A 24,352-nucleotide genomic window follows, 5' to 3' on the forward strand; every position below is an offset into this window, starting at 1 on the left:
AAAGTACGAGCCCAAAACAGGGCAAGGGTCGCGTCTCACCATCGAGGCAACACGCGAGCGCGACCCGGACCGCGCAGCACGGCGCTCTATAGTCGGAGTCATGCCGATCTCGAAAGCCGCCGCTCGCGGCATCACCGACGAATTCGCTCGCCGGAGGGGCCCCAAGACCGGCCTGGTCGTGGGCGCGACCTGGGGGAACCCGGTGCTGACGGCCGCGCTCGAGGCGCTCATGCCCGCCGACCGGCTCACCGTCGTCGCCGATCCGGTCTCCATTGAGGACCTGAAGCTCTCGCTCACCGCCGAGGGCTCCTGGACCGCCAAGAACGTCACCGCCGTCGCATCGCTCGCCGAGGCCGAACCGGCCGAAGAGGTCATGCTGGCCTCGCCCGTCACCGTCGAGGCGGAGGCCTTCATCGACGACATCGCACTGCTGCGCGAGAAGGTGACGCCCGGCGGCGTGCTCTCCTTCGCCGCGACCCTCACCGCCCCGGCCCGCGAGGAGATCGCCGAACTCGTGGCCGAGTACGGGATCGGCACCGACCTCATCGTCCGGTCCTTCCCGCCCGTGCGGATCCACAAGCTCCGCATCGGATCCGCCGCGGAGCACGAAGGCGGGCCGCGCGCGATCGCCCCCGCCGAAGACCTGGCGCCCGCCTGGCGCGCCTCCTCGGTCGCCGTCACGCCTCGCATGCACCTCGACTCGAACGGCGTGATCGCCGCCGGACTGCTCCTCGGAACCGCTTGGGCCGCAAAGAAGATCCGGCCCTCCTCGAAGGCCTGGGTGCTGCCCGCGCTCGCCGCCGTCCCGGTCGCCGCGTTCTTCCGCGACCCGCAGCGCGATGCGGACCTGCGCGGCGAGGACGACGAGCCCGAAGCGGTGCTCGCGGCCTCCGACGGGCGCATCATGGCCGTCGAGACGGTCGTGGACGAGCGCTTCGGCGCCGCCATCGGCACCGCCGGCGCCGAATGGCTGCGCATCAGCGCGTACCTCTCGGTCACCGACGTGCACATCAACCGCGCCCCGGTCGCCGGAGAAGTCGTCGACGTGTTCACCGAACGCGGCGGCTACTCGAAGGTGAGCGCGCCCGAAGCCGAGCACAACGCCGCCTGCTACACGGTCCTGTCGACCCCGCGCGGACGCGTCGTCGTCGCCCAGCGCACCGGCGCGCTCCTGCGCCGCATCGTCAACCGCACCAAGCCGGGAGCGGCCCTCGCCAAGGGCGAACGCTACGGCCTCATCAGGTTCGGCTCCCGCACTGACGTGTACCTGCCCGCGGGCGCCGCCGAAGCCGCGGTCGTCCCCGGCGAGATGATCCGCGCCGGAGAGACCGTAGTCGCCAGATGGCGTTAGGCCTGAGCGGCCAGATTCTTCAGGTCGACGACTTGGAGGGCGTCCTCGACGGCCGCCGACAGCGGCAGGTCGTCGAGCGCTTCCGCTTCCCACCAACGCGATTCGCTGGTGGAGCCGCCCGCTGCCTCGACCACGACCGCGGCGGACGGGTCCGGCACGGTGGCCGAGTAGATCGCGCGCACGCCGTGCCAGTCGAGCGGGTACCCCTCGGGGCCGATCGCGCGGCGGTGCCGGAACGACGTGACGTTGAGGAGCTCGCCGACCAGGGCCTCCTGGCCGGTCTCCTCATAGATCTCGCGGGAGACGGCCGATCGCGGCGCCTCACCGAAGTCCACGCCGCCGCCGGGCAGGTGCCAGGTGCCGCCGCCGGGATAGCCCTCGGCGATCCGGGCGAGCAGGATGCGGCCGTCGCCGTCGGCGACGACCCCGTACGCGCCGAAGCGCTGGCCCCTTCTGCGTCGGCCCTTCTTGGCCTTCGCGGGCGGGACGGGCCGAGTCTCCTGGGGGGCCTTGTCGACGCGCCCGGCGAGCCGGTCGTCGGCGAGGTCGAGGCAGGCGGAGACGAACGGTGAATGGGATTCGGCGGCCGCGCGGGCCGGTTCGACCCATTCGGCGGTTTCGCCTTCGAAGTCCCCGTCGGGGCCGCTGGAGACCGTGGCGGCGTAGATGATCGCGTTGGTGTGGACGCCCCGCCTGGCGACGGCGACCGCTTCGAGCGGTGCACCGACGGCGACGTCGTAGCCGGTGTGCTCGCCGACCAGGCGGCCGGCGGCCCGTTTCGGAGGCTCGCCGTGGTCGAGCACGCCGCCCGGCAGATGCCAGGGGCCTACTTCCCGTCCGCGGGTCCTTCTCGTCAGCAGGACCCGGCCGTTCTCGTCACGGACCTCCCCGTACGCAGCTATCCGGAATTGCATCCCTCAACTGTACGGCTTGACCTCCTCACCGCCATGTATGGCGGAGATCCCGGCTTGCGGTCCGCGCATGTCGGACCGTCTACGGGTGGGTTCCTGGTTCAACGCCCACAGCCCGGGCTCCCGGGTCTTACGCAGGCTCCGCAGGCGTTTTACGTGTCCGGCAGACCCTCGGCCACAAGACGCTTTCCTTCACGTCTGATATTGATCTCAGCGTTTGCATCCCGGTCGTGACACGCGCCGCACGGACACGCCCATCTCCGCATCGTGAGCTCCTCCAGCCCTTTCGGACCAGTCAAGGCTCCGCATGTAGAGCAGAGGCGCGTGGAAGGAAAATACCGGTCAATTCGCGCGAATGTCCGGCCCGCTCGGATGGCTTTGGATTCGAGCCGGGTCAGGAACATGCCCCACGCGGCGTCCTGGACCGATTTCGCGGCGCGACCTCGGCCGAGTCCTTTCACGTTGAGGTCTTCGACATAGAGGGCTTGGTTTTCGCCCACCAACGCGTTGACCTGCCTGTCGATCCAGTCCGATCTGGATTGCTTGATCCTTTCGTGGATCAGCGCGAGTTTGAGCCGTGCCTTGTTCTGATTGGCCGAGCCCTTCGCCTTCCGTGAGAAGGCCCGTTGCGACTTTCTCAACTTTCGTTCGAGGCGTCGGAAGAACCGCGGGTTCTCGATCACCCGCCCACCGCGCAGCACTGCGAAATCCTTCAACCCCAGATCGATCCCGGTCTCGGCCGTCGGGTCACTGAGCGGTTCCAATGCCTCGACAGCGTCGTCGACAGCCACGACAAAACTCGCGTAGTACCTGCCTGTCGAGGTCTTAATTACTGTCACGCTCGACGGGTCCGCGGGCAGTTCCCTGGACCAGGCGACTTTCAGATCCCCAACCTTCGCCAAATACAATCGGCCGCTCGGCCGCAGCGCGAATCCGCGCCGCGTAAACCGGGCTGTCTGCGTCCCGGCCCGCCGTTTGAACCGCGGCGGCCCCACCCGAGGCCCAGCGCGCTTGCCCGACACCGAATCGAAGAAGTTCTGATAGGCCGCATGGCAGTCCGGTCATCACCGGGTCACGCGCTCCCCCAAAGCAACAGGGAAGCGTGCTCAGCGGATCGGCTGATCAGCGAGTCCTAATTCCCATTCGATGGTGCCCGGCGGCTTGCTGGTGACGTCGAGCACCACGCGGTTGACGTCGGCGACCTCGTTGGTGATGCGCGTGGAGATCTTCGCGAGCAGTTCGTAGGGCAGGCGCGACCAGTCGGCGGTCATGGCGTCCTCGGAGGAGACCGGACGCAACACGATCGGGTGGCCGTAGGTGCGGCCGTCGCCCTGGACGCCGACACTGCGCACGTCAGCGAGGAGTACCACGGGGAACTGCCACACGGAGCGGTCGAGACCGGCGGCGGTCAGTTCGGCGCGGGCGATCGCGTCGGCGGCCTTCAGCAGGTCGAGTCGCTCGCGGGTGATCTCGCCGACGATGCGGATGCCGAGGCCGGGCCCGGGGAACGGGTGGCGCCAGACCATCGCCTCGGGCAGGCCGAGCTCGAGGCCGATCGCGCGGACCTCGTCCTTGAAGAGGGTCCGCAGCGGCTCGATGAGCGCGAACTGGAGGTCGTCGGGGAGGCCGCCGACATTGTGGTGGCTCTTGATGTTCGCGGTGCCGGTGCCGCCGCCGGACTCGACGACGTCCGGGTACAGGGTGCCCTGGACGAGGAAGTCGATGCCCTGCTCTTCGGCGATCTCGCGTGCGGCGGCCTCGAAGGTGCGGATGAACTCGCGGCCGATGATCTTGCGCTTCTCCTCGGGGTCCGTGACGCCCTTGAGGGCGGTGAGGAACTGCTCCGAGACGTCCACGGCGCGCACGTCGATGCCGGTGAGCTGCGCGTAGTCCTTCTCGACCTGCTCGGCCTCGCCGGCCCGCAGGAGGCCGTGGTCGACGAACACGCAGGTGAGCTGGTCGCCGATGGCGCGGTGCACGAGCGCCGCGGCCACGGAGGAGTCCACGCCGCCGGAGAGGGCGCACAGGACGCGCTTGTCGCCGACCTGCTCGCGGATGGCGGCGACCTGCTCGTCGATGATCGCCGAGTTCGTCCAGTTCGGCTTGATCTCGGCGATGTCGTGCAGGAAGTGGCGGATGACGGCCTGGCCGTGCGGGGTGTGGGCGACCTCGGGGTGGTACTGGACGCCGGCGAGGCGCAGTTCGAGGTTCTCGAACGCGGCCACGGGGGCGCCGTTGGTGCGGGCGACGACCTCGAACCCGGCGGGGGCCTCGGTGACGGAGTCGCCGTGGCTCATCCACACCGACTGGTGGTCCGGGAGGCCCGCGAGGAGCTTCGAGGCGCACACGACGTCGAGCTCGGTGCCGCCGTACTCGGAGAGGCCGGTCTTGGCGACGGTGCCGCCGAGCGCGTTGGCCATGGCCTGGAAGCCGTAGCAGATGCCGAGCACCGGCACACCGGCCTCGAACAGGGCCTTGTCCACCTGAGGGGCGCCTTCGGCGTACACGCTCGAAGGACCGCCCGAGAGGATGATCGCGGCCGGCTCCTTGGCGAGCATCTCGCTCGCGGGCATCGAAGAGGGCACGATCTCCGAGTAGACGTTCGCTTCGCGAACGCGCCGCGCAATGAGCTGCGCGTACTGCGCACCGAAGTCGACCACCAGCACCGTTTGTCGCATGCCACCAGCGTAACCGGTAGTCGGCCTCACACACGAAGGCGCGGCTACCCTGATGACGTGCTCAACCCTGGCGTCGCCGAATCCTTCCGCCGGGTCGGCCGGGACCTGCGGTCTTGGACCCCCGGTGAGGCCGCGCCCGTGCTCGCGGCGCGCGCCGCCTGCGGCATCGCCGTCGCGATGGCCGCCGTCGCCCTCCTCGACCACCCTTCCTGGGGCCAGGCCGCGATCATGGGCGCCTGGCTCGGCGGGGTCGCGATGCTCACCCCCGGCACCCGCACCGGCCCGTCGCTGCCGCTCGTGGTGGGCGCGGCCGGGGCGCTCGGGGTCGCGCTCGGCTCGATCGACAATCCGGCGATCCTCATCGCCGCGTCGGCCGCCTATGCGTTCACACTCACGTTCATCGGCTCGGTCACACACGTCGCCGGCGTCACCTTCACCGTCTCCGGCATCATGTTCTTCCTCGCCGACCACCTCACGGCGGGCGCCGGCGTCCTGTTCGCGGCGCTCGCGGTCGCGGCGGGCGGCGCGGTCCAGGCCGCGATGGCACTCCTGCCGCCGTACTACCGGTGGGCCGAGGACCGGCGGACCCTCGCCGACGCCTGGCTCGCCCTGGCCGCCGAAGCGGACGCGCTCGCCGCGGACCCCGACGCGCCGTTCCGCACCGAGCCGCTGTTCGAGGCCGCGCAGGAACTCGACCGCCGCCGGGTCCTGCCCGCGGCGATCCTGGAGGCCCGCCGCCAGATCTACGCGATCTCGACCGCGATCGGCCGCACCGCCTCCGCCCGCGCCCGCGCCGACGCCCAAGACCGCGGCACCGTCGAGTTCTACTCCGAGGCGCTCGAACTCGCCGCGCGGCTCCTCAACCACTTCGCCGAGCAGATCACCGCCCGCAATCCGGCCGAACTCGACTGGGACGCACTGCTGGACGGCCTCTCGCAGAACCCGATGGCCACCAGTACGGGCACGATGCCGACCGAGATCGGCGGGCTCCTGCGCACCCTCCACGAGACCGGCGGTTTCGCCGAGCGCATCACCGCCGGCGGCGAGGACGTGATCGCCGACCCCGCGCTCAAGCACGCCACGAGCACCGCCCGGCAGGCGATCGGCCAGCTCCGGGCCCGCCTGCACCGGCACGACCCGGTGATCCACCACGCGCTGCGCCGCGCCGGGGTCATCGCGCTCGCGATGACGATCGGCCTGGCCTGGCCCACCGACCACGGCTACTGGATCCCGCTCACCGCCTGGCTGGTGCTGCAGGCGGACTTCTCGGGGACGCTGACCCGCGGCGTCACCCGCGCCGTCGGCACCACGGGCGGCGTCGTGCTCGCTTCGCTGCTGGGGTTGCTGCTGCCGCAGGATCAGTTGTGGCTCAGCCTGATCGTGCTCGCGTTCGCGCTCACCGCGTATCTGACGCGGCCGGTCTCGATGCTGGTCTTCGCGGCGGCGGTCTCGGGGTTCACGGTGTTCCAGATCGACCTCTCGGGCGAAAGCCCGATCCTCGCCGCGTTCGACAGGGGCGCTTGCACCCTGGTCGGCGCCGCGCTCGCGATCGGCTTCTACACGCTGGTGCCCACGTGGCAGACCCGGCGCCTCGGCGACCTGCTCGGGGACCTGGTCGACGCCTACCGCGACTACGCCCGGCTCTCCCTGGACCGCCAGGCGCACCCGGCGGACTACGACCGGAAGGTCATGCACGCCGCGATCGACCAGATCCGGGCCCGCCGCGCCGCGCTCACGAGCGCCGCGGACCAGGCGAAGGCCGAACCGGTCGCCGGACCGGGTCCGCTCTCGGCGGACGTGCACGGCGCGGAGGCCGCATTGTCAAGGGCGGCAAGGGCTCTGGTCGCGGTGAACGCGACGCTGGGCCGTGACGAGCAGGCGAAGGGGCTCGCGGGCGTCGACACGTTCGCGGACGCCCTCGACACCGCGTACCTGCGGCTGGCGGCGCTGGCCAGGAACGCGGCCCCGCCGCGCGGCATCGACTTGAGCCAAGCGGTGAACCGCCTCGACCTGCGCCTCGCCGCGGTCGAGGACCGCGACACGCGCACGCGCCGCAGCGTCCTGCGCTGGGAGGCCGACAACCTCGTGGAGGCCCTCGACGACGCGGCCCTGGTCATGGCCGCCTGGAACGACTAGAAGAGCACGGCTCTCGCCTTGGCGATGGCCTCTGCGGCGGCTTCACGCTGAGCCTCGGTGAGCGGCGCTTCGAGCAGGTCGAGCCCGATCACCTGCAGCTGGTCGGGCAGCTGCATGTCGTTGGGCAGGCGCGGGACACGACGCCGCGGCTGACCCTCGGCGTCGGCCGCGAGGTCGGCGAGGGCCTGGACGAGGGCGTGCATCGCGTCGGCCTGGGAAGACCAGCGAGCGGGCGACCAGTGGCGCGTGCCTTCGACGACACGCCCGATCGCCCGCTCGAGTTCAGTGCTCAATCTGCTAGTCGCCCTGGAAGTAGGAGAGCAGGCGAAGGAGGTTCCAGTACAGGAAGATGAGGCCGGCGGTGAGGCCGAACGCCCCCGCCCAGGCGTACTTCTTCGGGGCGCCGTTCTGCGCCGAGTACTCGATCATGTCGAAGTCGAGGATGAACGAGAACGCGGCCCACAGTGTGATGCCGATGGCGATGATCCACTGGAGCGCCGAGACCGACTCGCCGGGAGCGGCGAACAGGCCCAGGTTCACTCCGAACGCGCCCACGACGAGGTTGACCATCGAGAGGGCGAAGATGCCGATGCCCGCACCGACGATGACTTTGGTGAACATCGGGGAGTTCTTCAGGATGCGGAACTTGAAGAGCGCGAGCATCGCGCCGAACACGAGCACGGTCGCGAGGAGGGCGTTCACGACGATGCCGTCCGACCGCTGCTCGAAGACCGCCGAGACTCCGCCGAGAAGCAGGCCCTGGCCGATCGCATAAGCGAAGGCGACGAACGGGTTCGTCACCGGCTTGAACATCGAGAAGATCATGATGCCGAGGCCGACGACCATGCCGACCGTGCCGAGCATCATCGCGGTGCCGATCGCGGCGGAGTCGTTGTTCGCGATGCCGTCGGCGACCATCGAATAGGTGAGGATCGCAGCCACGAAGGTCGCTCCGACCAGGGCGACGGTGCGGACGATGACGTCGTCGACCCGCATGGTCTCGGCCTGCGGAGCCTGGGTCATCTGTCCGTAAGGCCCGTACGCGGCACCCATGTGCTGCTGGTTGTACTGGGTCTTCACCATGTTTCGAAGGGATGAGTTCCTGCTCTGCATTGCCATGACCTGCGGTCCTCCGTTGGAAGTTCAAGGGTGTTCCCAGACTATCCGGTCACCGCTGTAAACACGACACAGCGGCAGAGCATTCCCTGCTCTGCCGCTGTGAATGTACTCAGATACCTAAGAGATCACTGTGACCCGGCCGAGCTCCGGCGCCTCGAGCGGGGCCGCCTGGGTCCCGAACTCGGCGAGGTAGTCCTCGAACGCGTCCACATCGAGCGCGCCGAAGAGACGGTTCGTGCCGGCCTTGAAGGCCGTGAACGAGTCGCCGCCGTCGGCGAGGAACGAGTTGACCGTGACCCGGTAGGTCTGGTCGGCCACGATCGGCTCGCCGTTGAGCTTCAGCGAGTCGGCGACGATCTGGTCGGTCCCGGTCTTCGTCTTGTCCCATGTGTACGTGAAGCCCTCGGAGACCTGGAGCTGCAGCGTCGTCGAACGGGCCGCGCTCGGCAGCTGCTGCCGCAGCGCCTCGAGGAGCTGCGCGCCGGTCAGGTCGAGCGTCACCACGTAGTTCGCGAACGGCTGGACCTCGAAGACCTCTTTGTACGTGACCTCGCCGGGCGTCCCTGCGCTGTGGATCAGGTCCTGCCGGACGCCGCCGGGGTTCATCAGGGCGATCTGGGCCCCTCCGGTGTCCGCGCCCGCCGTGCTCCACAGCTGCGCGTCGGCGATGAGGCTCCCGAGCGGGAACTCCTCGGCGCGGGTCGCACCGCGCTTGATGTCCTCGGCGATGTAGCAGATGAGGCGGTTCGCGACCTCGTCGTAGCCCTCGCCGGTATAGGACTCGATGATGTCGGACTGATCACTGTCGGGGTCGACGTCGCGGGTGACCACGGTGTTCGAACCGGTCACCGACGAGCGAACGATGTCCTTGGTGCGCTTGTCATACGTCGCGTCGATCTCGGTGAACACGCGGCCGTACGAAGAGGCCGAGGTGACCATGCGCGGGTTCCCGGCCGGGTCGGGCACCGAGCAGACGTACTCGTTGTGGGTGTGGCCGGTGACCAGGATGTCCACGAGCGGGGTCATGGTCTCGGCGATGTCCACGATCGGGCCGGACATGCCGATCCCGGCGCCGTCGAGGGACTCGCAGTCGTGGCCGGTGTCCTCGGCGACGGGGACACCGCCTTCGTGCAGGAGCACCACGATCGAGTTGACGCCCTGGCGCCGCAGTTCCTTCGCGTACCGGTTCGCGGTCTCGACCTCGTCGAGGAAGTCAAGGCCCTCGATGCCGGCCTGGGAGACGATGTCGCCCGTGCCCTCGAGCGTCATGCCGATGAAGCCGACCTTGACGCCGCGGCCGAAGTCCTTGACCCAGTACGGGTCGAGGACGGGCTCGCCCGTGGCCTCGTCGACGACGTTCGCGCCGAGGTAGGGGAAGTCGGCGCCCTCGAAGTCCTCGTCGCCCTCGATGATGCGGTTGAGTTCGTCGAAGCCGGCGTCGAACTCGTGGTTGCCGACCGAGGAGACCTCGACGCCCATGGCGTTGAGCGCCTCGATCGTCGGCTCGTCGTCGTACACGGCCGACAGGAACGGGCTGGCCCCGATGAGGTCGCCCGCGGCCACCGTGGTCGAGTAGCGCTCGCCCTCGCGGGCCTGCTCGAGGTGGGTCGCGAGGTATTCGGCGCCGCCCGCGGGGACGTTCACGCCGTCCACCGGGTACGTGTCGGAGGCGCTGGCCTCGACGTGGCCGTGGAAGTCGTTGAGCGCGAGCAGCTGAAGGTCGACGTCGCGATTGCCGTGGTGCTGACCGGCATTGGCCGACCAGGCGCCGACGGCGAGCGAGGTCGCGGCCAGCGCGGCGGCGCCGACGACGGCCACCGCGCGGCGCTTGCGTCTGATGGTGAACATGGCTCTCCGTGGGGGGTCGATGGGTGACGGGCCGAGGTTGCCCCATGCTGATCCAATCATGGGACGATTGCCGCCGAGTCAACGCAGCATAACGGCTTCACAAAGGCCCGGCAACGCCCTGGGCGCGACACGCCATTAACACACGGCAATCGTCCGCACACCCTCACTCCCGCGATTCGGGACGGTTTGAAACTGTTGCGGCCCAACAAGTCGTTACATTCGCGATACAGCGCTATGTCCACAATTCCATCTCTTGCCCCACGCGATAGCGGTTGCTACAGTCACTGCGAGAACATTTCGCATATACAGCTTGTCACTTGGTGGGGACCGCCCCCGGCAACAGCGGTCTACGACGAGCCAGAGGCCCACAGGGGGTAACCCGTTGACGACCGGCTACTTCACGAACAACCAGCACGATGCCCTCAGAGCCGAGGTCAGGGACTTCGCCGAACGCGAAGTCCGCCCGCGCATCCCCGAAATGGAAACCCAGAAGACCGTCCACGGTGAGCTCTCCAGGCTCATCGCCCGCCAGCGCTGGCTCGGCGTGACCATCCCCGAGGAGTACGGCGGGATGGGCATGGGGCACTTGGCGAAGACGATCATCATCGAGGAGCTCGCCCGAGTCTCCGGCGCCATGGGCGCCATGGTTCAGGCGTCGCAGCTCGGTGTCGCCAAGATCCTCCACTTCGGCTCGGACGAGCAGAAGAAGACCTGGCTGCCCAAAGTCGCCGACGGCGACTGCCTCCCCACCATCGCCGTCACCGAATCCGCCTCCGGCGGCCACGTGCTCGGCATGCGGGCCAGGGCGATCCGGGACGGTGACGACTACATCCTCAACGGCCACAAGGTCTTCGTCGGCAACAGCCATGTCGGCGACGTCCACGGAGTCGTGGTGCGGACCGGCTTGGGCCCCAAGGGGCTCACGGCGTTCCTGGTGGAGTCCGACCGACCGGGCTTCGCGCTGGCCCCGCAGCAGTCCACGATGGGCCTGCACGGGTTCAGCTTCGGAGAGCTCCTGTTCGAGAACTGCCGCGTGCCCGCGGCGAACCGGCTCGGCGAGGAGGGCGACGGCCTGTCGGTCGCGTACTCCTCTTCGATCCTGTACGGCCGCTCGAACCTGACGGCCGTGTCGCTCGGCATCCACCAGGCGATCCTCGACGCGACGGTCGAGTACGCCTCGCAGCGGGAGCTGTACGGCAGGCCGATCGCGGAGCTGGACAACATCAAGCAGAAGATCGGGCAGATCACCTCCCGGTTGATGACCGCCCGGATCACCGCCTACCACGCGGTGCACCTGCTCGACGAGGGCAAGCCGTGCGACATCGAGCTGATGAACGCCAAGCTCGTCAACGTCGAGTCCGCTTTGGACTCGGCTCGGGAGGCGATGGAGATCCACGCGGCCATCGGCCTCACCACCGAGCGGCCCATCGAGCGGTTCCTGCGCGACGCGTACCACATCTTCGCGCCCGCAGGCACTTCCGACGTGCAGCGCCTGCGGCTGGCCGAAGCGGCGATGGGACGGGCCAAGGGCCAGTGGTCCGAGCGCATCGTCAAGGGCGAGGCCGTCAAGGTGCATTAGCGCGCGAAATCCGGAGGATCGGCCGGTACCTCGCGCAAAGTTTGAGGAGGCTGCTTTCGCGGCCTCCTCTTTCACTCACCCCTGCAGCGGGTCGTCGGGCCGCTCGGCCGCGTTGCGCTCCCGGATGCGGTCCATCACCTTGGCCGCCATGCCCTTGATGATCTCCAGGCCCGGACGGCCCCAGTCGTGGGTCTCCGTGTCGACGACGCACACCGTCCCCAAGGTGTTCCCGTCGTCGTCGATCAGCGGCGCCCCCAGATAGGAGCGGATCCCGATCTTGTCGACCACCGGGTTCCCCGCGAACCGCGGGTAGTCGCACACGTCCCCCAGGACGAGTGCCTTGCCGCGCACCACGACATGCGGGCAGTAGCCGTGGTCGCGGTCCATCTCCCGGCCCACCTCGGGAGCTTCGGAGGCCCCCGCGATCGCCTGGCTGGCCGTGTCCGGGGCCGGGGCCGCCAAGCCCGCGAAGTACTGGTGCTCCTCGTCGATGAAGTTCACCATCGCGTAAGGCGCGCCGGTGAGCTCGGTCAGCTCCTTCGCGAGCGAGTCGAACTCGGGGTCGGGCAGGTTGCCGATCCCGAGGTCGCGCAGGCGCTTGGCCCGCTCTGTTGCACCCGGGTCGTCGGGTGTGATCGTGAGTCGGAACTCGTTCTCGGGACTGGACATGCTGGGCTCCTTTACCGGACGCTGGAAGCAGCGGCCGACATCAGGTGCTTGGTCAAGGTGACCAGCACCAACGTTGCGGAACGTGGATCGCGTGCATCGCAGCAGACGACCGGGATATTCGGTTTGAGGTCCAGGGCGGACCGGACTTCCTCCGGCTCGTAGTGGTAGCCGGTCTCGAACTCGTTGACCGCCACGATGAACGACGTGCCGCGCCGCTCGAAGAAGTCGAGCGCCGGGAAGCAGTCCTCCAGGCGCCGCGTGTCCGCCAGCACCACCGCGCCGAAGGCCCCGTCCGACAGCTCGTTCCACATGAACCAGAACCGGTCCTGGCCGGGCGTGCCGAACAGGTACAGGATGTGCTGCGCGTCGAGCGTGATCCGTCCGAAGTCCAAGGCGACCGTGGTGGTCGTCTTGTCCCCCACGCCCGTCAGGTCGTCCGTGCCGATCGAGGCCATCGTGATGGTCTCCTCGGTGCTCAGCGGCTCGATCTCCGAGACCGCCCCGACGAAGGTGGTCTTGCCGACCCCGAAGCCCCCGGCGACGAGCAGCTTGATGGCGGTGGGCAGGGCTGGTTGTGCGGGCGATCGGTCAGAGTCGCCGTTGTAGGCCATTGAGGAGTGCCTCCAATACGGTTTTGTCAGTGGGGTCCACGGCGGGGTCGGGAGCGTGGGTGATGATCGCTCCGCAGTCGACGAGGTCGGACAGCAAGACCTTGATGACCATCGCCGGCAGCCGCATGTGCGCCGAGACCTCGGCGACCGAGATCGGCTCCCGGCACAGCAGCAGCGTCTCGGCGTGCTCGGGCTCCAGCTGCCCCGTCCGCATCTGCCCGGTCGACCGGACCAGCGACAGCAGGTCCAGCTTCTTCGTCGCCACGGTGCGGCCGTTCGAGACGGTGTAGGGCCGCACCAGCGGCCCCGCATCGTCGTCGAGCAGCGGATGATGCTCGAAGTCGGACATCAGCCGACCAGTTCACCGTTCGGCGGGACGGCACCGTTCACGGCGGCGGCCCTGCGCACGGGCGTCTCCAGGTACGGGCGAACGCTCTTGACCAGAATTGACATCTCGTAGCCGAGCACGCCCGCGTCCGCGTCACGGCCCGCCGCGACGGCCAGGACCGCGCCCTGGCCCGCCGTCGAGACGAACAGCAGCGTGTCGTCAAGCTCCGCCACCACCTGGCGGACGCCGGCGGACGAACCGAACTGGACGCCCGCGCTGCGCGCCAGCGAGAACATGCCCGAGGCGATCGCCGAAAGTTGGTCCGCCTGGTCGACGCCCATGCCGGTGAAGGCCTTCTTGATGCCGTCCGAAGACAGCAGGAGGGCGCTGCGGGTGTGCGGGACCTTCCGCACCAGGCCGGCCAGCAGCCAGCTCAGATCCGATTGCGCGCCTGCCTCATCGCCTGCCATTAGAACTCCTCATTCCTGTACGGGGAAACGGAACCATCTGATGCGGGGATCTGCGGACCGGTGTCCGCGCGCTGCTGGCCCTGTTGGAATGCCTTCATCAAGCCCGGGTCGTGGCCCGTCTCCGAACCGCGCGAGCCGTACTGCGGCATGTCGCGCAACTGCGGGGCCAGATGCGACTGCTTCGTGCGCTTCGGCAGCTCCGGACGGCCGTCGGCCGCATGGCGGCCCTCGTCGACCGCCTGCAGCTCGGCCGTCACCGGCAGGGCGCCGGTGTCGACACGGGTCGTGCCATAGCCGTTCATAGGGGCGTCCATGCGCGGCACCGAACTGCCGTAGTGGCCCGAACCCGCTGTGGGCAAGGGGCGCAGCTGCACTGCGGGCAGCTGCGGCGCTGGCGGCGTGGCCGCGCCCGGGTCGCGGACCGGCATCGCCTGCGGAGGCGGCGGCGCCAGGAGCTCCCTCGGCGCCGGGACCTTCGGCGCGGCGGGCGTCTCGTCGCCCAGGAGCACCTCGGGGACCACCAGGATCGCCTGCGTGCCACCGAAGATGTTGGACTGCAACTGCACGGTCAACTCGTGGCGGTGCGCCAGCGAGGAGACGACGTACAAGCCGATGCGGCCGTCCGCCAGCAGCTCGTCCAAGTCGACCTTGTCCGGCGTCGCCAGCATCGTGTTGAACCGCTCGCGCTCATGGGCTTCCATGCCCAGACCGCGGTCCTCGACCTCCACGGCCAGGCCCGTGCGCACCCGCTCCACGCGGATGAGCACCTGCGTGTTCGGCGCCGAGAACGTCGTCGCGTTCTCCACCAGCTCCGCGACCAGGTGGATGATGTCCGCGACCGCGTGGCCCTTCAGCGTCCCGTCGATGGGCCGCACCAGCTTCACGCGCGCGTACTGCTCCACCTCGGCGACGGCGCTTCGCAGCGCCTCATAGACGTTGACCGGACGCGACCACTGCCGGTGCGAGGTCGCACCGCCCAGGACCGCGAGGTTCTCCGCGTGGCGGCGAATGCGCGTCGCCAAGTGGTCGACCGAGAACAGGCCCTTGAGCAGATCGGGGTCCTCGACCTGGTTCTCCAGCTCGTCGAGCTGCTCGATCTCCCTGTGCACCAGCGACTGCAGCCGCCGGGCCAGGTTCACGAAGATCCCGACGCGCGAGTTCACGCTCACCGCGTCGATCGGACCGGAAGTCAGCATCGGCTGCGGCACCCGCGCCGGGGCCTGAGCCTGGGTCTGGGCCTGGGCCTGGATCTGGGGCGCGGCGGGCCGCATGCCGCGGGCCGCGACGGCCTCGGCGGCCGCCCGCAGATGCCGGGCCTCAGCGGCCAGGAAGCGAAGGGCCTCATAGGTGGTCGCGGTGCTCGCGGCCGGGTTGGGCAGCGGGACGGACCAGCGCTGGTCGGCGGGAAGGTCGCGCTGCAGGTCGTCCAAGACCTGCCAGACCTTGTAGTGGGTCTCGACCGTGGCCCGACGGACCGCGAGGATCTCGCGGCCGAGGTCGGCGTCGGTCTTGGTGACGGCGCTGGCGGCCAGGTAGGCCACGAGGGCGACCAGGACCACGGCGGAGCCGAGCACCGCCGGGAGCATCCATGCTGGACGGTCGGTCGAGAGTTGCGTCAAGACGAGCACTACCACCGCGCCGAGCACTGTGGCGGTGGCGAGCGGCAGCAGCGCAATGCGGAGCAGTCGGCTCTTGAGTTGGGCGCCAGGCTCTTCAACTGCGAAGGAGCCGGAGTGTGGGGGTCCTGTGGGCTGGAACGTCTGGGTTGTGGACCGAGGTGTTTCGGGCATCGCCATCCTCACGACACTGGCCAATCGGCTTCCGCGATACCGGGAAGTGACAAAGTCGGTGCAGCAGAAGGGAAAGCCATGTCCCCACCGGCTGGTTCGACAGAATGGTATCAGCGCTCGCCTCCCTGGATAGCACGACTGCCCTGTGCAGTCAACCTGTCGATGCAGCCGGCAACGAGGTCGAAACCTGGTGTGGACAGACCTCATTGGGCAGGTCAGAAGGCACATGAACACGGAGCGTGAGCAGTTTGGGCGAACGGCGGGCCCATCACCCGTTCGAGAGGCGGTGCCCGGAATGCGAGGAACACCACTCTAGGACCGGACGGCCCCACTCCGTCCGATCCCCTTGGGCCGCAGCAGCCGTGCCCGAGACGGGATTTGAACCCGCAAGTCTCACGACGGCCGGTTTTAAGCCGACTGTGTCTACCAGATTCCACCACTCGGGCCCGTATGCTGCCACGCTAGCGGGAAACCGGCCGGGATGGTCCCCCCAAGTTCACGCACTGTGGTCACTACCTCCGGAAACAGGGAAGTGTCGTGATCCCGACAGTACCGGGTTGGTTTACCTTGCGGTTCAGGCTGCAGCGGCAAAAAGGTGGCCGGTTGCCTTGTCGCACTTCGACTTTCGGATGACTGTGCACAAGGTTCATTCGGCGGCGACAAAATGGTGGTTGGGTGATGTCGTCGCACTTCGGCTTTTGGGCTTGTCGGCGCTGGCGGCGGCGGCCATTCCGAGTCTACTTTATACATATATTCATCCGTTTGAGTGATGACACCAGCCCTCAAACCAGTCATCATTGACATATAACAGTCAGTCGAACAATCGGATATCTCCCCAGGGGGTGAGCAGGATGAAAGCCATTGATACGGACAGAGACTCACAAGCCGCCGCCCTGCGATCCGAGATCGAATCCATTGCCGCCGAATCCCGTGCCCGCGATGCCCGCGCCCTCCAGGCAGTTATCGCCTATACCAGTGCAGGCCACCACAAAGTCTGCGACGGCTTCTCCGGGATCCGCGACTGGATCATGGAATGCTTCGACTTCACCGTCAATGACGCGGGCCAGATGGCCTCCATTGCCCGACTGTCCCCCAAGTTCAAGCACCTCTCTTCTGCCGCCCTCTCCGGGGCCGCGCGCATCGATGCCATCGCGTACGCCATGCGTCGCCTTGAGAGGGAAGGCTTGGCCGTGTACTCCCGGGTTCCCTACCCCGCCCCGGTCGAGTCCCCCTATGGCGCAGCGCTTTGTGAGACTCCCGAAGAGGTGATCAGGGAGTACTGCATCCACTCCACTCGCTCCGAGCTGTCATCTCACCTGGACCGCATCTGCACCGAGCTCTTCGACGCGCAGGCGATCCTCGACGAGCTGAGCCAGCAGTCCCTTGCCTGGCTGGAAGTGAACCAGCGCCCTGATGGCATGTGGGACATCGAAGGTCTGCTCACCGATGACACCGGGAAGCTCATCAGCAACGCGCTGAAGACCGCAGTACCCCCGTCTCGCCAAGAAGAGGCGGACGATGACGGCCTTCTCCCCCGCGTCTCCGGTCGTAATGCAGAAGCGTTGCACCAGATGGTCGCCGCCTATGGCACCGACCCTTCGGCTCCCAAGCGGCACGGCCACAATGCCACGCTGAACCTCACCTGCGACCTGGAGACCCTGCGCGGTGACGAGACCGGGCGGCTGCCGATGCTGGACGGCAAGCCCGTCTCCGTCTCCAAGGCCCGCCTTCTTGCCTGCGAGGCCGGTGTCATTCCCTCGGTGTTCGACTACAGCACTGGTGAGGCCATTGAACTGGGCCGGGCGAAGCGCCTTCCCAATGTGGCCCTTCGCCACAAGCTGGAGCTCGAGCAGCCCGAGGGTTGCATCTGGTCCGGCTGCCGTGCTCCGATCTCCTGGACCGAGGCGCACCACGTGGCCCACTGGGCGGATGGCGGGGCGACCAGCGCGGAAAACCTGATCCTCCTCTGCCGGTTCCACCACGGCAGGATCCACACGGGCAAATGGGACATCAAGAAGACCGGCCCCGGTAGGGCGGAGATCCGCCACCTTCGCAGTGGCTGCACTGATCAGGATTGGGAGTCAGACCTCCTCAAGGACTTGCCGAACGGGCATGACACCTCGGAATGGTCTCCCACCTATCGACGAGAGCTGACCGACTATGCCGCCTGGTACGCCCAGCAGAGCATGGAAGCCACGATCATCAAGACCCGAGAGAAATTCCGGAAGGTAGAGGCGGCAGTGCCCTCCGAACCGGTGGTGCTCCGGGAAGACCCGGGCGATCCTCCCTTCTTAACCTGCCCTCAGCGGGCGACTGCTGAGGGGAGCGCGGGTCAAGGCCAGCGCAGCCCGATTCCCAAGGGGGACCGGGCCCCTCAACATGTCCAGGGTCGGAAAGAGACCTGGGGAGCGCCCTTCACGCCATTCGGGAAACCCCGCCCGCCGGCCGCAGCGCTACAGAGGAAGGAGAACACCTCTTTGTCGCTGCCCGTTTGAAGCAGGGCCCGGTCAGCCCAGGAACCCGACGTCAGATCCCTCGACATCCAGACCTCTTTTTCGCTGCCTGCCTGAACCCGGGCCCATGGAGACCCGCCGCTGTCGGTGCCAGTCAATACACTCACCCCACACTCACCGGCCAAGCGCGACATCGGTCTCGCCGCGGCCGTCCAGCTAGGAGGAGCGGCCATGGCGCATTTCAATCGGTCCGAAGCACTGCAGGGTGCGACTTTCAACGGAGTGAACCTGCGGGGCGCCCGGTTCGTCGAGTCCGACCTCTCCGGTGTCGTGATGCGCGGGGTCGAGATCCGGGACGCGGACATTGATGCGCCTTGGATCTTCGAAGGCGGTGGCTTCCGCGTCAACGGAGTCGATGTGACCGCCTTCGTCGAGGCCGAATTGAACCGCCGCTTTCCCGGCCGTGCCGAGCGCCGGGCCGAGGGCCCGGAGGGCCTTCGCGCCGCTTGGGCGAAGATCGAGCGCACCTGGGCTGCGACCCTTGCGCGAGTCGCGGCGATGCCGGCCGACACGGTCGACGTTTCCGTGGACGGCGAGTGGTCGTTCGCCCAGACGCTGCGGCACTTGGTCTTCGCCACGGACTTGTGGCTGGGCCGAACGGTCCTGGAGATCGAACAGCCCTTCCACGCGATCGGACAACCGGATGCGGGCACCGAGGACCATCCCGGCCTCGATCGCTCGCCGTCGACCGACGGTCCGACGTACGCCGAGGTCCTTGATGCACGGGCGGACCGCGTCGCGATGGTGCGCGACTTCCTCGCCACCGCCACGTCCGACGGGCTGGCCGCGGCACGCCGGAACCCGCATGGCTCCGATCACCCGGAGACCACGCTCTCCTGCCTGCACACGATCCTCGAGGAGGAGTGGGAGCACCACCGCTTCGCCGTGCGCGACCTCGACGCGATTGCCGCCGAGGCCGACGCGTGAGCATGCCGCCCTGACGCCCGAGTGGCTTCGCGGGCCCGCTATCGGCTTTCCGACATCGGGCCCATTTCCCGTACGCCCCACCCGTTCCGCTGCCAGCATGAAGCGGCAATGCCATCAATGTGCATTGTAGAACTACAACGAGGTGGTCAAATGCGACGAATTCTGGCCAGCGCAGCAGCTGCCCTGGCGATCAGTGCGGCTTGGGCCGCTCCCGCCGCTGCGGAATCGGTTGAGGCCGAGGTGCCGGTGGCTCAAGCAGCCGAGGACTCCGAAAGCGTGTACTGCAGCGCGATGTTCAGCGTGCCGACCGTGGTGCGCGAGTATCCGAGCGCGACCGCGGGGCAGATCGGCTCGGAGATCCCGGCGGGGACCTGGGTCGACGGGGCCTGGTGCGCACCGTTCACCGACGGCGGGAAGCACACGACCTGCGGATCCTGGTCGAAGGTCTGGGTCGCCGTGGACTGGAACGACACGTGGGGCTTCGCCCACGTCGGCTGCCTCCAGACCTACTACGTCGACTGAGCGAGTCGTCTGCAGACCGGGCCGCGGGGCTCTCAGCCGCGGTCCGGTTTTGCTTTGCGGGTGGACTTGGCGGCGTAGTAGACGGCCTCGCACAGGTCGTCGACATCGTCGTCGTCGCGCCAGTCCTCGAAGTCGGCGACGAAGACCATCTTCGCCTCCACCTGCGGGTCGGCCTTGAGCAGCTTGAGGATCCGCCTCCACTCGGCCAGGTTCGGGTGGTCGTAGGCCGTGCAGGCTGCAGCCGGTTGGAGCAGCCGGATCGCCTGTTCCAAGGCCCCCTGGTACACCTGGTACGACTTCGAGCCGCCCTTGTGGCGGAGGACCGTCGCCATCACGGCCGCCGGAAGCGGGTGCTCCCCCACGTTCTTCAAGCCGAAGACCAGCTCCCCGGAGACGTCGTAGATCCCGAGCCCGTACGCCGCCGGGAGCTTCCAGCCCGGGAGGTCGGCGATGAGACGTTCCCGCACGGCGGCGATCTTCTCCGGGGTCTCCCACCGGTTACCGAACTCGTCGAGCAAGGCGGTCACGGTCGATTCGTCTTTCGCTGAACTCATGTCGGCAGTCTCGCACCGAGGAGCCCCGGCGCGCGAACCGATAACGGGGAAGGAGACGGGGCCGCCCCGCCTCATCCGTGAAGGACTCGGCGGGACGGCCCCGGCACGCGTATTGCTAGACCAGCTGCTTCGGCTCGGCGTAGTGGCAGGCCGCGCGGGTCAGGCCCGCGTGGTCGGAGCGCAGGAGCGGCTCCACGTCGATGCACTTGGACTGCTGCGACTCCCCGAGCTCCTTGAACAGCGGGCAGCGGGTGCGGAAGCGGCAGCCCGAAGGCGGGTTCGACGGGCTGGGCACGTCGCCCTGGAGGACGATGCGCTCACGGGTCCGCTCCTTGCGCGGGTCCGGGAGCGGGATCGCCGACATGAGGGCCTGCGTGTACGGGTGGGCCGGACCGGCGAAGAGCTGGTCGGTGGTGCCCTCCTCCACGATCTTGCCCAAGTACATGACCGCGACCTTGTCCGCGATGTGCCGCACCACCGAAAGGTCGTGCGAGACGAAGAGGTACGACAGCCCCAGCTCGTCCTGCAGGTCCTCCAGCAGGTTGATGACGCCGGCCTGGATCGAGACGTCCAGGGCCGACACCGGCTCGTCGAGCATGAGCACCCGCGGCTGCAGTGCGAGCGCGCGGGCGATGCCGATGCGCTGGCGCTGACCGCCGGAGAACTCGTGCGGGTACCGGTTGCGGTGCTCAGGGTTCAAGCCGACGATCTCGATCAGGCTGTTCACCCGGTCGCGGCCGCCGTTCTTGAACATGTTGTGCACGCGCAAAGGCTCGGCGATGATCTCGAAGACCGTCATGCGAGGGTCCAGCGAGGCCATCGGGTCCTGGAACACCAGCTGGAGGTCCCGGCGGATCGGCCGCATCTGGTTGCGCGACAGCTTGGTCAGGTCCCGGCCCTCATAGAGGATCTCGCCGGAGGTCGGCGAGATGAGGTTCATCATCAGTCGCGCGGTCGTGGACTTGCCGCAACCGGACTCGCCGACGAGCGCGAGCGTCTCGGTCTGGCCGATCTCCAGGCTCACGCCCGAGACGGCGTGGACCGCGCCGACCTTGCGCCGGAGGATCCCCTTGGAGCGCACGGGGAACTCCTTGACCAGGTTCTTCCCGGCGATGACCGGGTTCGCCGCGGTCTGCGGAGTGTCGAGCATGGCGTTCACTTGTCCTCCTCTTCGTGGAGCGCGGCGGCCTCGGCTTCAGCGGCTTCGACTTCCGCTTCGACGGACAGGTCGGTGGCCACGGGCGCGAACACGTCGTCGGGGGCCTTGCCCTCGAGTTGGTCCTGGAAGTGGCAGGCGGAGACGTGCCCGGACGAGTTGACCGGCAGCAGATCCGGCTCGACTTCCGAGCAGATGTCCTGGTGCATGGGGCAGCGCGGACGGAACGGGCAGCCCGGCGGCAGGTTGAGCATCGACGGAGGCGTGCCGTGGACGGGGGTGAGGCGGTGGCCCCGCGACTCGTCCATGCGCGGCAGCGAACCGATCAGGCCCAAGGTGTAGGGCATGCGCGGCTCGTAGAAGATCTCGTCGACCGTGCCCTGCTCGACCGGCTTGCCCGCGTACATGACGAGGACGTCGTCGGTGTGTCCGGCGATCACGCCCAGGTCGTGGGTGATGAGGATGAGCGCGGCGTTGACCTCTTCGCGGGCCTTCTCCAGGGCCTCGAGGACCTGGGCCTGGACCGTGACGTCGAGGGCCGTGGTGGGCTCGTCGGCGATGATGACGTCCGGGTTGTTCGCCATGGCGATGGCGATGACCACGCGCTGGCGCATACCGCCGGAGAGCTCGTGCGGGTAGGCGTCGACCCGCTGCTGCGGGTTCGGGATGCCGACCGAGTCGAGCAGGTCGATGCAGCGCTTGCGGGCCTCGGCCTTGTTCACGTCCGGGTAGTGGACGCGGATGGCCTCGGCCAGCTGGAAGCCGACCGTGTAGACCGGGTTGAGGCTGGTCAGCGGGTCCTGGAAGATCATGGAGATCTTCTTGCCGCGGATGCGGGAGAGTTCGGCGTCGCCGAGGCCGAGGAGTTCTTCGCCCTCGAGCTTGGCGGAGCCGGTGATCTGGGCGTTCTTGGGCAGGAGGCCCATGATCGCCATGGAGGTCACCGACTTGCCGGAGCCCGACTCGCCGACGATGCCGAGGCTCTGGCCCCGGCGCAGGTCGTAAGAGACGCCGCGGACGGCGTGCACGAGCCCGTCCTCGGTCGGGAACGCGACGTTGAGGTCCTTGACCTCGAGGACGCTGTCGCCCTTGGATCCGGTGGAGCGCTTGGCTCCGTTGGAGCTCACTGAGATGTTCGACAACGCTATCGCCTCACCATCGTCTGCCGCGGGTCCATCGCGTCGCGCAGGCCGTCACCGATGAAGTTGATGGTGAGCGCGATGAGAATGATCATGAGACCCGGGATGTAGAACAGGAACCAGTGCTCGTTGAAGGCCGACGCGCCCGCCGCCTCGATGAGGAGGCCCAGGGACGTGTCGGGGCTCTGGATGCCCAGACCGAGGAAGGACAGGGTCGTCTCCGACAGGATCGCGAAGGCGACCTGCAGGGTCGCCGAGACGATGATGACGCTCATCGTGTTCGGGATCAGGTGCTTGACGATGATGTGCCAGTCCGAGCCCCCCGCGGAGCGGGCGGCCTCGATGAACTCCTTCTCCCTCAGGGAGAGCACTTCGGCGCGCACGGCGCGGGCGATCGAGGTCCAGCCGAAGATCGCGAGGATGAACGCCATGTGGTACCAGCGCACGCTCGTGTCGATGGCGCCCGCGAGGGCACCGGTGATGACCAGGAACGGGATCACGAACATGATGTCGAGGAAGCGCATCATGATCGAGTCGACCCAGCCGCGGTAGAACCCGGCGACGGCGCCGTAGAGCGCGCCGATGACCGTGGAGCCGACGGCCACGACGAGGGCGACGTTCAGGGACTGCTTGGTCGCCTGCATCATCGCGCCGAGCATGTCGCGCCCGGCCTTGTCGGTGCCGAAGGGGTGGTCCAGGCTCGGGGCGGCCCACGAGGGGATCTCCGCGTGGATCTTGTAGTCCCACTTCCACAGGAACGGCCCGAGGTAGGCGAACAGCACGACGAGGATGAAGATCACGATGCTGACGACCGCGGCGCGGTGGCGGAAGAAGCGGCGGCCCACCATTTCCCACTGGCCGCGTTCCTTGGTGGTGATGACCTCGGCTTCGAGGCGGGGCGATGACGAGTTACTCATAGCGGATCCTCGGGTCGAGCACGCCGTACAGGATGTCGGAGATCAGCACGCCGATCAGGACGACGATGCCGGAGATGAGCACATAGGCCATGACGACGAAGGTGTCGCCGGCGTTGATGGCGTCCAGGGAGTACACGCCCAGGCCGCGCCAGCCGAAGATGCTCTCGGTGACCATCGCGCCGCCCATGGCGCCGGACAGGGCGAGAGGGGCGAAGGTCGCGACCGGGACGAGCGCGGTCCGCAGGGCGTGGCGCCGCATGACGGTGCGGTTGCGGACGCCCTTGGCTCGGGCGAGGCGCACGTAGTCGGAGTTCATGACCTCGAGCATGCTGGCGCGCTGGTACCGCGAGATCGCGGCGTAGCCGCCGAGCATGAGCACCAGGGTCGGCACGATGAGGTAGGGCAGGGAGTTCAAGAAGACTTCCCAGCCGTTCCCTCGGAAGCCGGTGCTGCCGGAGCCGTAGGTCTGGAAGAGCGTGAAGCCGATGATCTTGTTCAGCTGCACCGCGCCTTCCTTGAACAGCGAACCGAGCCAGAAGATCGGCATGGCGAGGAACAGGAAGCCCAGGAAGGTCAGGGTGTAGTCGGTGCGCGAATACTGCTTGACCGCGCTGACGACACCGGCGAGAATGGCGATGCCGATGGACGCGAGCGTCGCGAACAGGACCAGCCGGAGGGTGATCCAGAATCGGGTGGAGATCTCGTAGCCGATGTCCATCGCGGAGCCCTCGATGGAGGGGCCCCATTTGCCTTGGAGGAGGCCGATGTCGCCGTTGGTGTCACCGATGCCGGTGAGCCAGATCCAATAGCGTTCGGGGATGGACCGGTCGTAGTACAGCGACTCCTCTAGGGCGTCGATGGTCGACTGGGGTACCGGCTCGCCGGTGGATTGGGAGATCTCGAAGACCATGTCCTGGACGGGGTCGTTGGCGACGTCGACCAGGACAAAGCACAAGATGGTAGCGCCCAATAGCACTGGGATCATCAGCAAGGTGCGCCGGATTATGAATACAACCATAATGCCTCGTTCACGGTTTCTCTGGTGTGGACCGGTTCGCCTGCCGACCGGTCCGGCCGCGTCGTGACGCGGCTTCTCCTACGGCTCACTGACTCCCCGTTCTGCGGCCGGGTCGG

General features: G+C 68.0%; 21 protein-coding genes, 1 tRNA gene and 1 pseudogene. 6 read left to right on the forward strand and 17 right to left on the reverse strand.

What is annotated here, in order from left to right:
* Positions 1–100: 100 nt before the first annotated feature.
* Positions 101–1,351, forward strand: coding sequence for a phosphatidylserine decarboxylase (locus ACFO8M_RS05300; RefSeq protein WP_387971542.1), 1,251 nt, complete (start codon positions 101–103; stop codon positions 1,349–1,351).
* Here the strand turns inward: ACFO8M_RS05300 and ACFO8M_RS05305 are convergent.
* The 3 genes and pseudogenes from ACFO8M_RS05305 to guaA form a co-directional block, all read right to left on the reverse strand.
* Entirely contained in the window at positions 1,348–2,265 is a 918-nt protein-coding gene (locus ACFO8M_RS05305; protein ID WP_387971544.1) for an NUDIX hydrolase, read from the reverse strand. The two genes, ACFO8M_RS05300 and ACFO8M_RS05305, sit on opposite strands and share 4 nt — an antisense overlap.
* 149 nt (positions 2,266–2,414) lie before the next feature.
* Positions 2,415–3,302 (reverse strand): annotated as a pseudogene (locus ACFO8M_RS05310) (RNA-guided endonuclease InsQ/TnpB family protein); the annotation flags it as partial.
* A gap of 66 nt (positions 3,303–3,368) precedes the next feature.
* Positions 3,369–4,940, reverse strand: coding sequence for a glutamine-hydrolyzing GMP synthase (guaA, locus tag ACFO8M_RS05315; RefSeq protein ID WP_387971547.1), 1,572 nt, complete (start codon positions 4,938–4,940; stop codon positions 3,369–3,371).
* A 57-nt stretch (positions 4,941–4,997) separates the two neighbouring features.
* Here guaA and ACFO8M_RS05320 point away from each other — a divergent pair, with 57 nt between their 5' ends.
* The gene (locus ACFO8M_RS05320; RefSeq protein WP_387971550.1) at positions 4,998–7,076 is read left to right on the forward strand and encodes an FUSC family protein; all 2,079 of its coding nucleotides are present in this window, start codon (positions 4,998–5,000) and stop codon (positions 7,074–7,076) included.
* Here the strand turns inward: ACFO8M_RS05320 and ACFO8M_RS05325 are convergent.
* From ACFO8M_RS05325 to ACFO8M_RS05335, 3 genes are all read right to left on the reverse strand, one after another.
* Entirely contained in the window at positions 7,073–7,369 is a 297-nt protein-coding gene (locus tag ACFO8M_RS05325) for a hypothetical protein (protein ID WP_387971553.1), read from the reverse strand. The genes ACFO8M_RS05320 and ACFO8M_RS05325 overlap by 4 nt on opposite strands.
* A 4-nt stretch (positions 7,370–7,373) precedes the next feature.
* Positions 7,374–8,159 (reverse strand): Bax inhibitor-1/YccA family protein, encoded by a 786-nt coding sequence (locus ACFO8M_RS05330; RefSeq protein ID WP_387971556.1) that lies wholly within the window; start codon positions 8,157–8,159, stop codon positions 7,374–7,376.
* A 153-nt stretch (positions 8,160–8,312) separates the two neighbouring features.
* Positions 8,313–10,043, reverse strand: coding sequence for a bifunctional metallophosphatase/5'-nucleotidase (locus ACFO8M_RS05335; protein WP_387971558.1), 1,731 nt, complete (start codon positions 10,041–10,043; stop codon positions 8,313–8,315).
* Between the two features lie 382 nt (positions 10,044–10,425).
* On the opposite strand from ACFO8M_RS05335, the gene ACFO8M_RS05340 reads away from it, so the two are divergent.
* On the forward strand, positions 10,426–11,622 hold the full coding sequence (locus ACFO8M_RS05340; RefSeq protein WP_387971561.1) for an acyl-CoA dehydrogenase family protein: 1,197 nt from the start codon (positions 10,426–10,428) through the stop codon (positions 11,620–11,622).
* 75 nt (positions 11,623–11,697) lie between these two features.
* Here ACFO8M_RS05340 and ACFO8M_RS05345 read toward each other — a convergent pair whose 3' ends face one another.
* The 6 genes from ACFO8M_RS05345 to ACFO8M_RS05370 all read right to left on the reverse strand — a co-directional run bounded on the left by ACFO8M_RS05345 (position 11,698) and on the right by ACFO8M_RS05370 (position 15,936).
* A complete protein-coding gene (locus ACFO8M_RS05345; protein WP_387971564.1) occupies positions 11,698–12,291 on the reverse strand; it encodes a GAF domain-containing protein in 594 nt (197 codons plus the stop codon).
* 11 nt (positions 12,292–12,302) lie between these two features.
* Positions 12,303–12,902 carry a GTP-binding protein gene (locus ACFO8M_RS05350; protein ID WP_387971567.1) on the reverse strand — a complete coding sequence of 200 codons (600 nt, stop codon included), beginning with the start codon at positions 12,900–12,902 and terminating at the stop codon, positions 12,303–12,305.
* A complete protein-coding gene (locus ACFO8M_RS05355; RefSeq protein ID WP_387971570.1) occupies positions 12,880–13,251 on the reverse strand; it encodes a DUF742 domain-containing protein in 372 nt (123 codons plus the stop codon). The genes ACFO8M_RS05350 and ACFO8M_RS05355 overlap by 23 nt, the downstream gene beginning before the upstream one ends.
* Entirely contained in the window at positions 13,251–13,700 is a 450-nt protein-coding gene (locus ACFO8M_RS05360; RefSeq protein WP_387971573.1) for a roadblock/LC7 domain-containing protein, read from the reverse strand. Before ACFO8M_RS05360 ends, ACFO8M_RS05355 begins: the two co-directional genes overlap by 1 nt.
* On the reverse strand, positions 13,700–15,490 hold the full coding sequence (locus ACFO8M_RS05365; RefSeq protein WP_387971576.1) for an ATP-binding protein: 1,791 nt from the start codon (positions 15,488–15,490) through the stop codon (positions 13,700–13,702). The genes ACFO8M_RS05360 and ACFO8M_RS05365 overlap by 1 nt, the downstream gene beginning before the upstream one ends.
* A 363-nt stretch (positions 15,491–15,853) precedes the next feature.
* A tRNA-Leu gene (locus ACFO8M_RS05370) sits at positions 15,854–15,936 on the reverse strand.
* Between the two features lie 405 nt (positions 15,937–16,341).
* On the opposite strand from ACFO8M_RS05370, the gene ACFO8M_RS05375 reads away from it, so the two are divergent.
* The 3 genes from ACFO8M_RS05375 (at position 16,342) to ACFO8M_RS05385 (ending at position 19,452) form a co-directional block, all read left to right on the forward strand.
* Positions 16,342–17,985: an HNH endonuclease signature motif containing protein gene (locus ACFO8M_RS05375; protein ID WP_387971579.1), complete on the forward strand. Its 1,644-nt coding sequence runs from the start codon at positions 16,342–16,344 to the stop codon at positions 17,983–17,985.
* 189 nt (positions 17,986–18,174) lie between these two features.
* Positions 18,175–18,930, forward strand: a complete 756-nt coding sequence (locus ACFO8M_RS05380; RefSeq protein WP_387971582.1) for a DinB family protein — start codon at positions 18,175–18,177, stop codon at positions 18,928–18,930.
* A 150-nt stretch (positions 18,931–19,080) separates the two neighbouring features.
* Positions 19,081–19,452, forward strand: a complete 372-nt coding sequence (locus tag ACFO8M_RS05385; RefSeq protein ID WP_387971585.1) for a hypothetical protein — start codon at positions 19,081–19,083, stop codon at positions 19,450–19,452.
* A gap of 32 nt (positions 19,453–19,484) precedes the next feature.
* Here ACFO8M_RS05385 and ACFO8M_RS05390 read toward each other — a convergent pair whose 3' ends face one another.
* The 5 genes from ACFO8M_RS05390 to ACFO8M_RS05410 form a co-directional block, all read right to left on the reverse strand.
* Positions 19,485–20,006: a hypothetical protein gene (locus ACFO8M_RS05390; RefSeq protein WP_387971588.1), complete on the reverse strand. Its 522-nt coding sequence runs from the start codon at positions 20,004–20,006 to the stop codon at positions 19,485–19,487.
* Positions 20,007–20,121: 115 nt separating this feature from the next.
* Complete coding sequence (locus ACFO8M_RS05395) at positions 20,122–21,156, reverse strand: ABC transporter ATP-binding protein (protein ID WP_387971700.1); 1,035 nt, start codon at positions 21,154–21,156, stop codon at positions 20,122–20,124.
* 5 nt (positions 21,157–21,161) lie between these two features.
* Positions 21,162–22,289, reverse strand: coding sequence for an ABC transporter ATP-binding protein (locus tag ACFO8M_RS05400; RefSeq protein WP_387971591.1), 1,128 nt, complete (start codon positions 22,287–22,289; stop codon positions 21,162–21,164).
* A 17-nt stretch (positions 22,290–22,306) separates the two neighbouring features.
* Positions 22,307–23,218 carry an ABC transporter permease gene (locus ACFO8M_RS05405; protein ID WP_387971594.1) on the reverse strand — a complete coding sequence of 304 codons (912 nt, stop codon included), beginning with the start codon at positions 23,216–23,218 and terminating at the stop codon, positions 22,307–22,309.
* Complete coding sequence (locus ACFO8M_RS05410) at positions 23,211–24,236, reverse strand: ABC transporter permease (RefSeq protein ID WP_387971596.1); 1,026 nt, start codon at positions 24,234–24,236, stop codon at positions 23,211–23,213. The genes ACFO8M_RS05405 and ACFO8M_RS05410 overlap by 8 nt, the downstream gene beginning before the upstream one ends.
* Positions 24,237–24,352 lie beyond the last annotated feature (116 nt).

The organism is Glycomyces rhizosphaerae (assembly GCF_042647865.1).
Taxonomy (GTDB): Bacteria; Actinomycetota; Actinomycetes; order Mycobacteriales; family Micromonosporaceae; genus Glycomyces; species Glycomyces rhizosphaerae.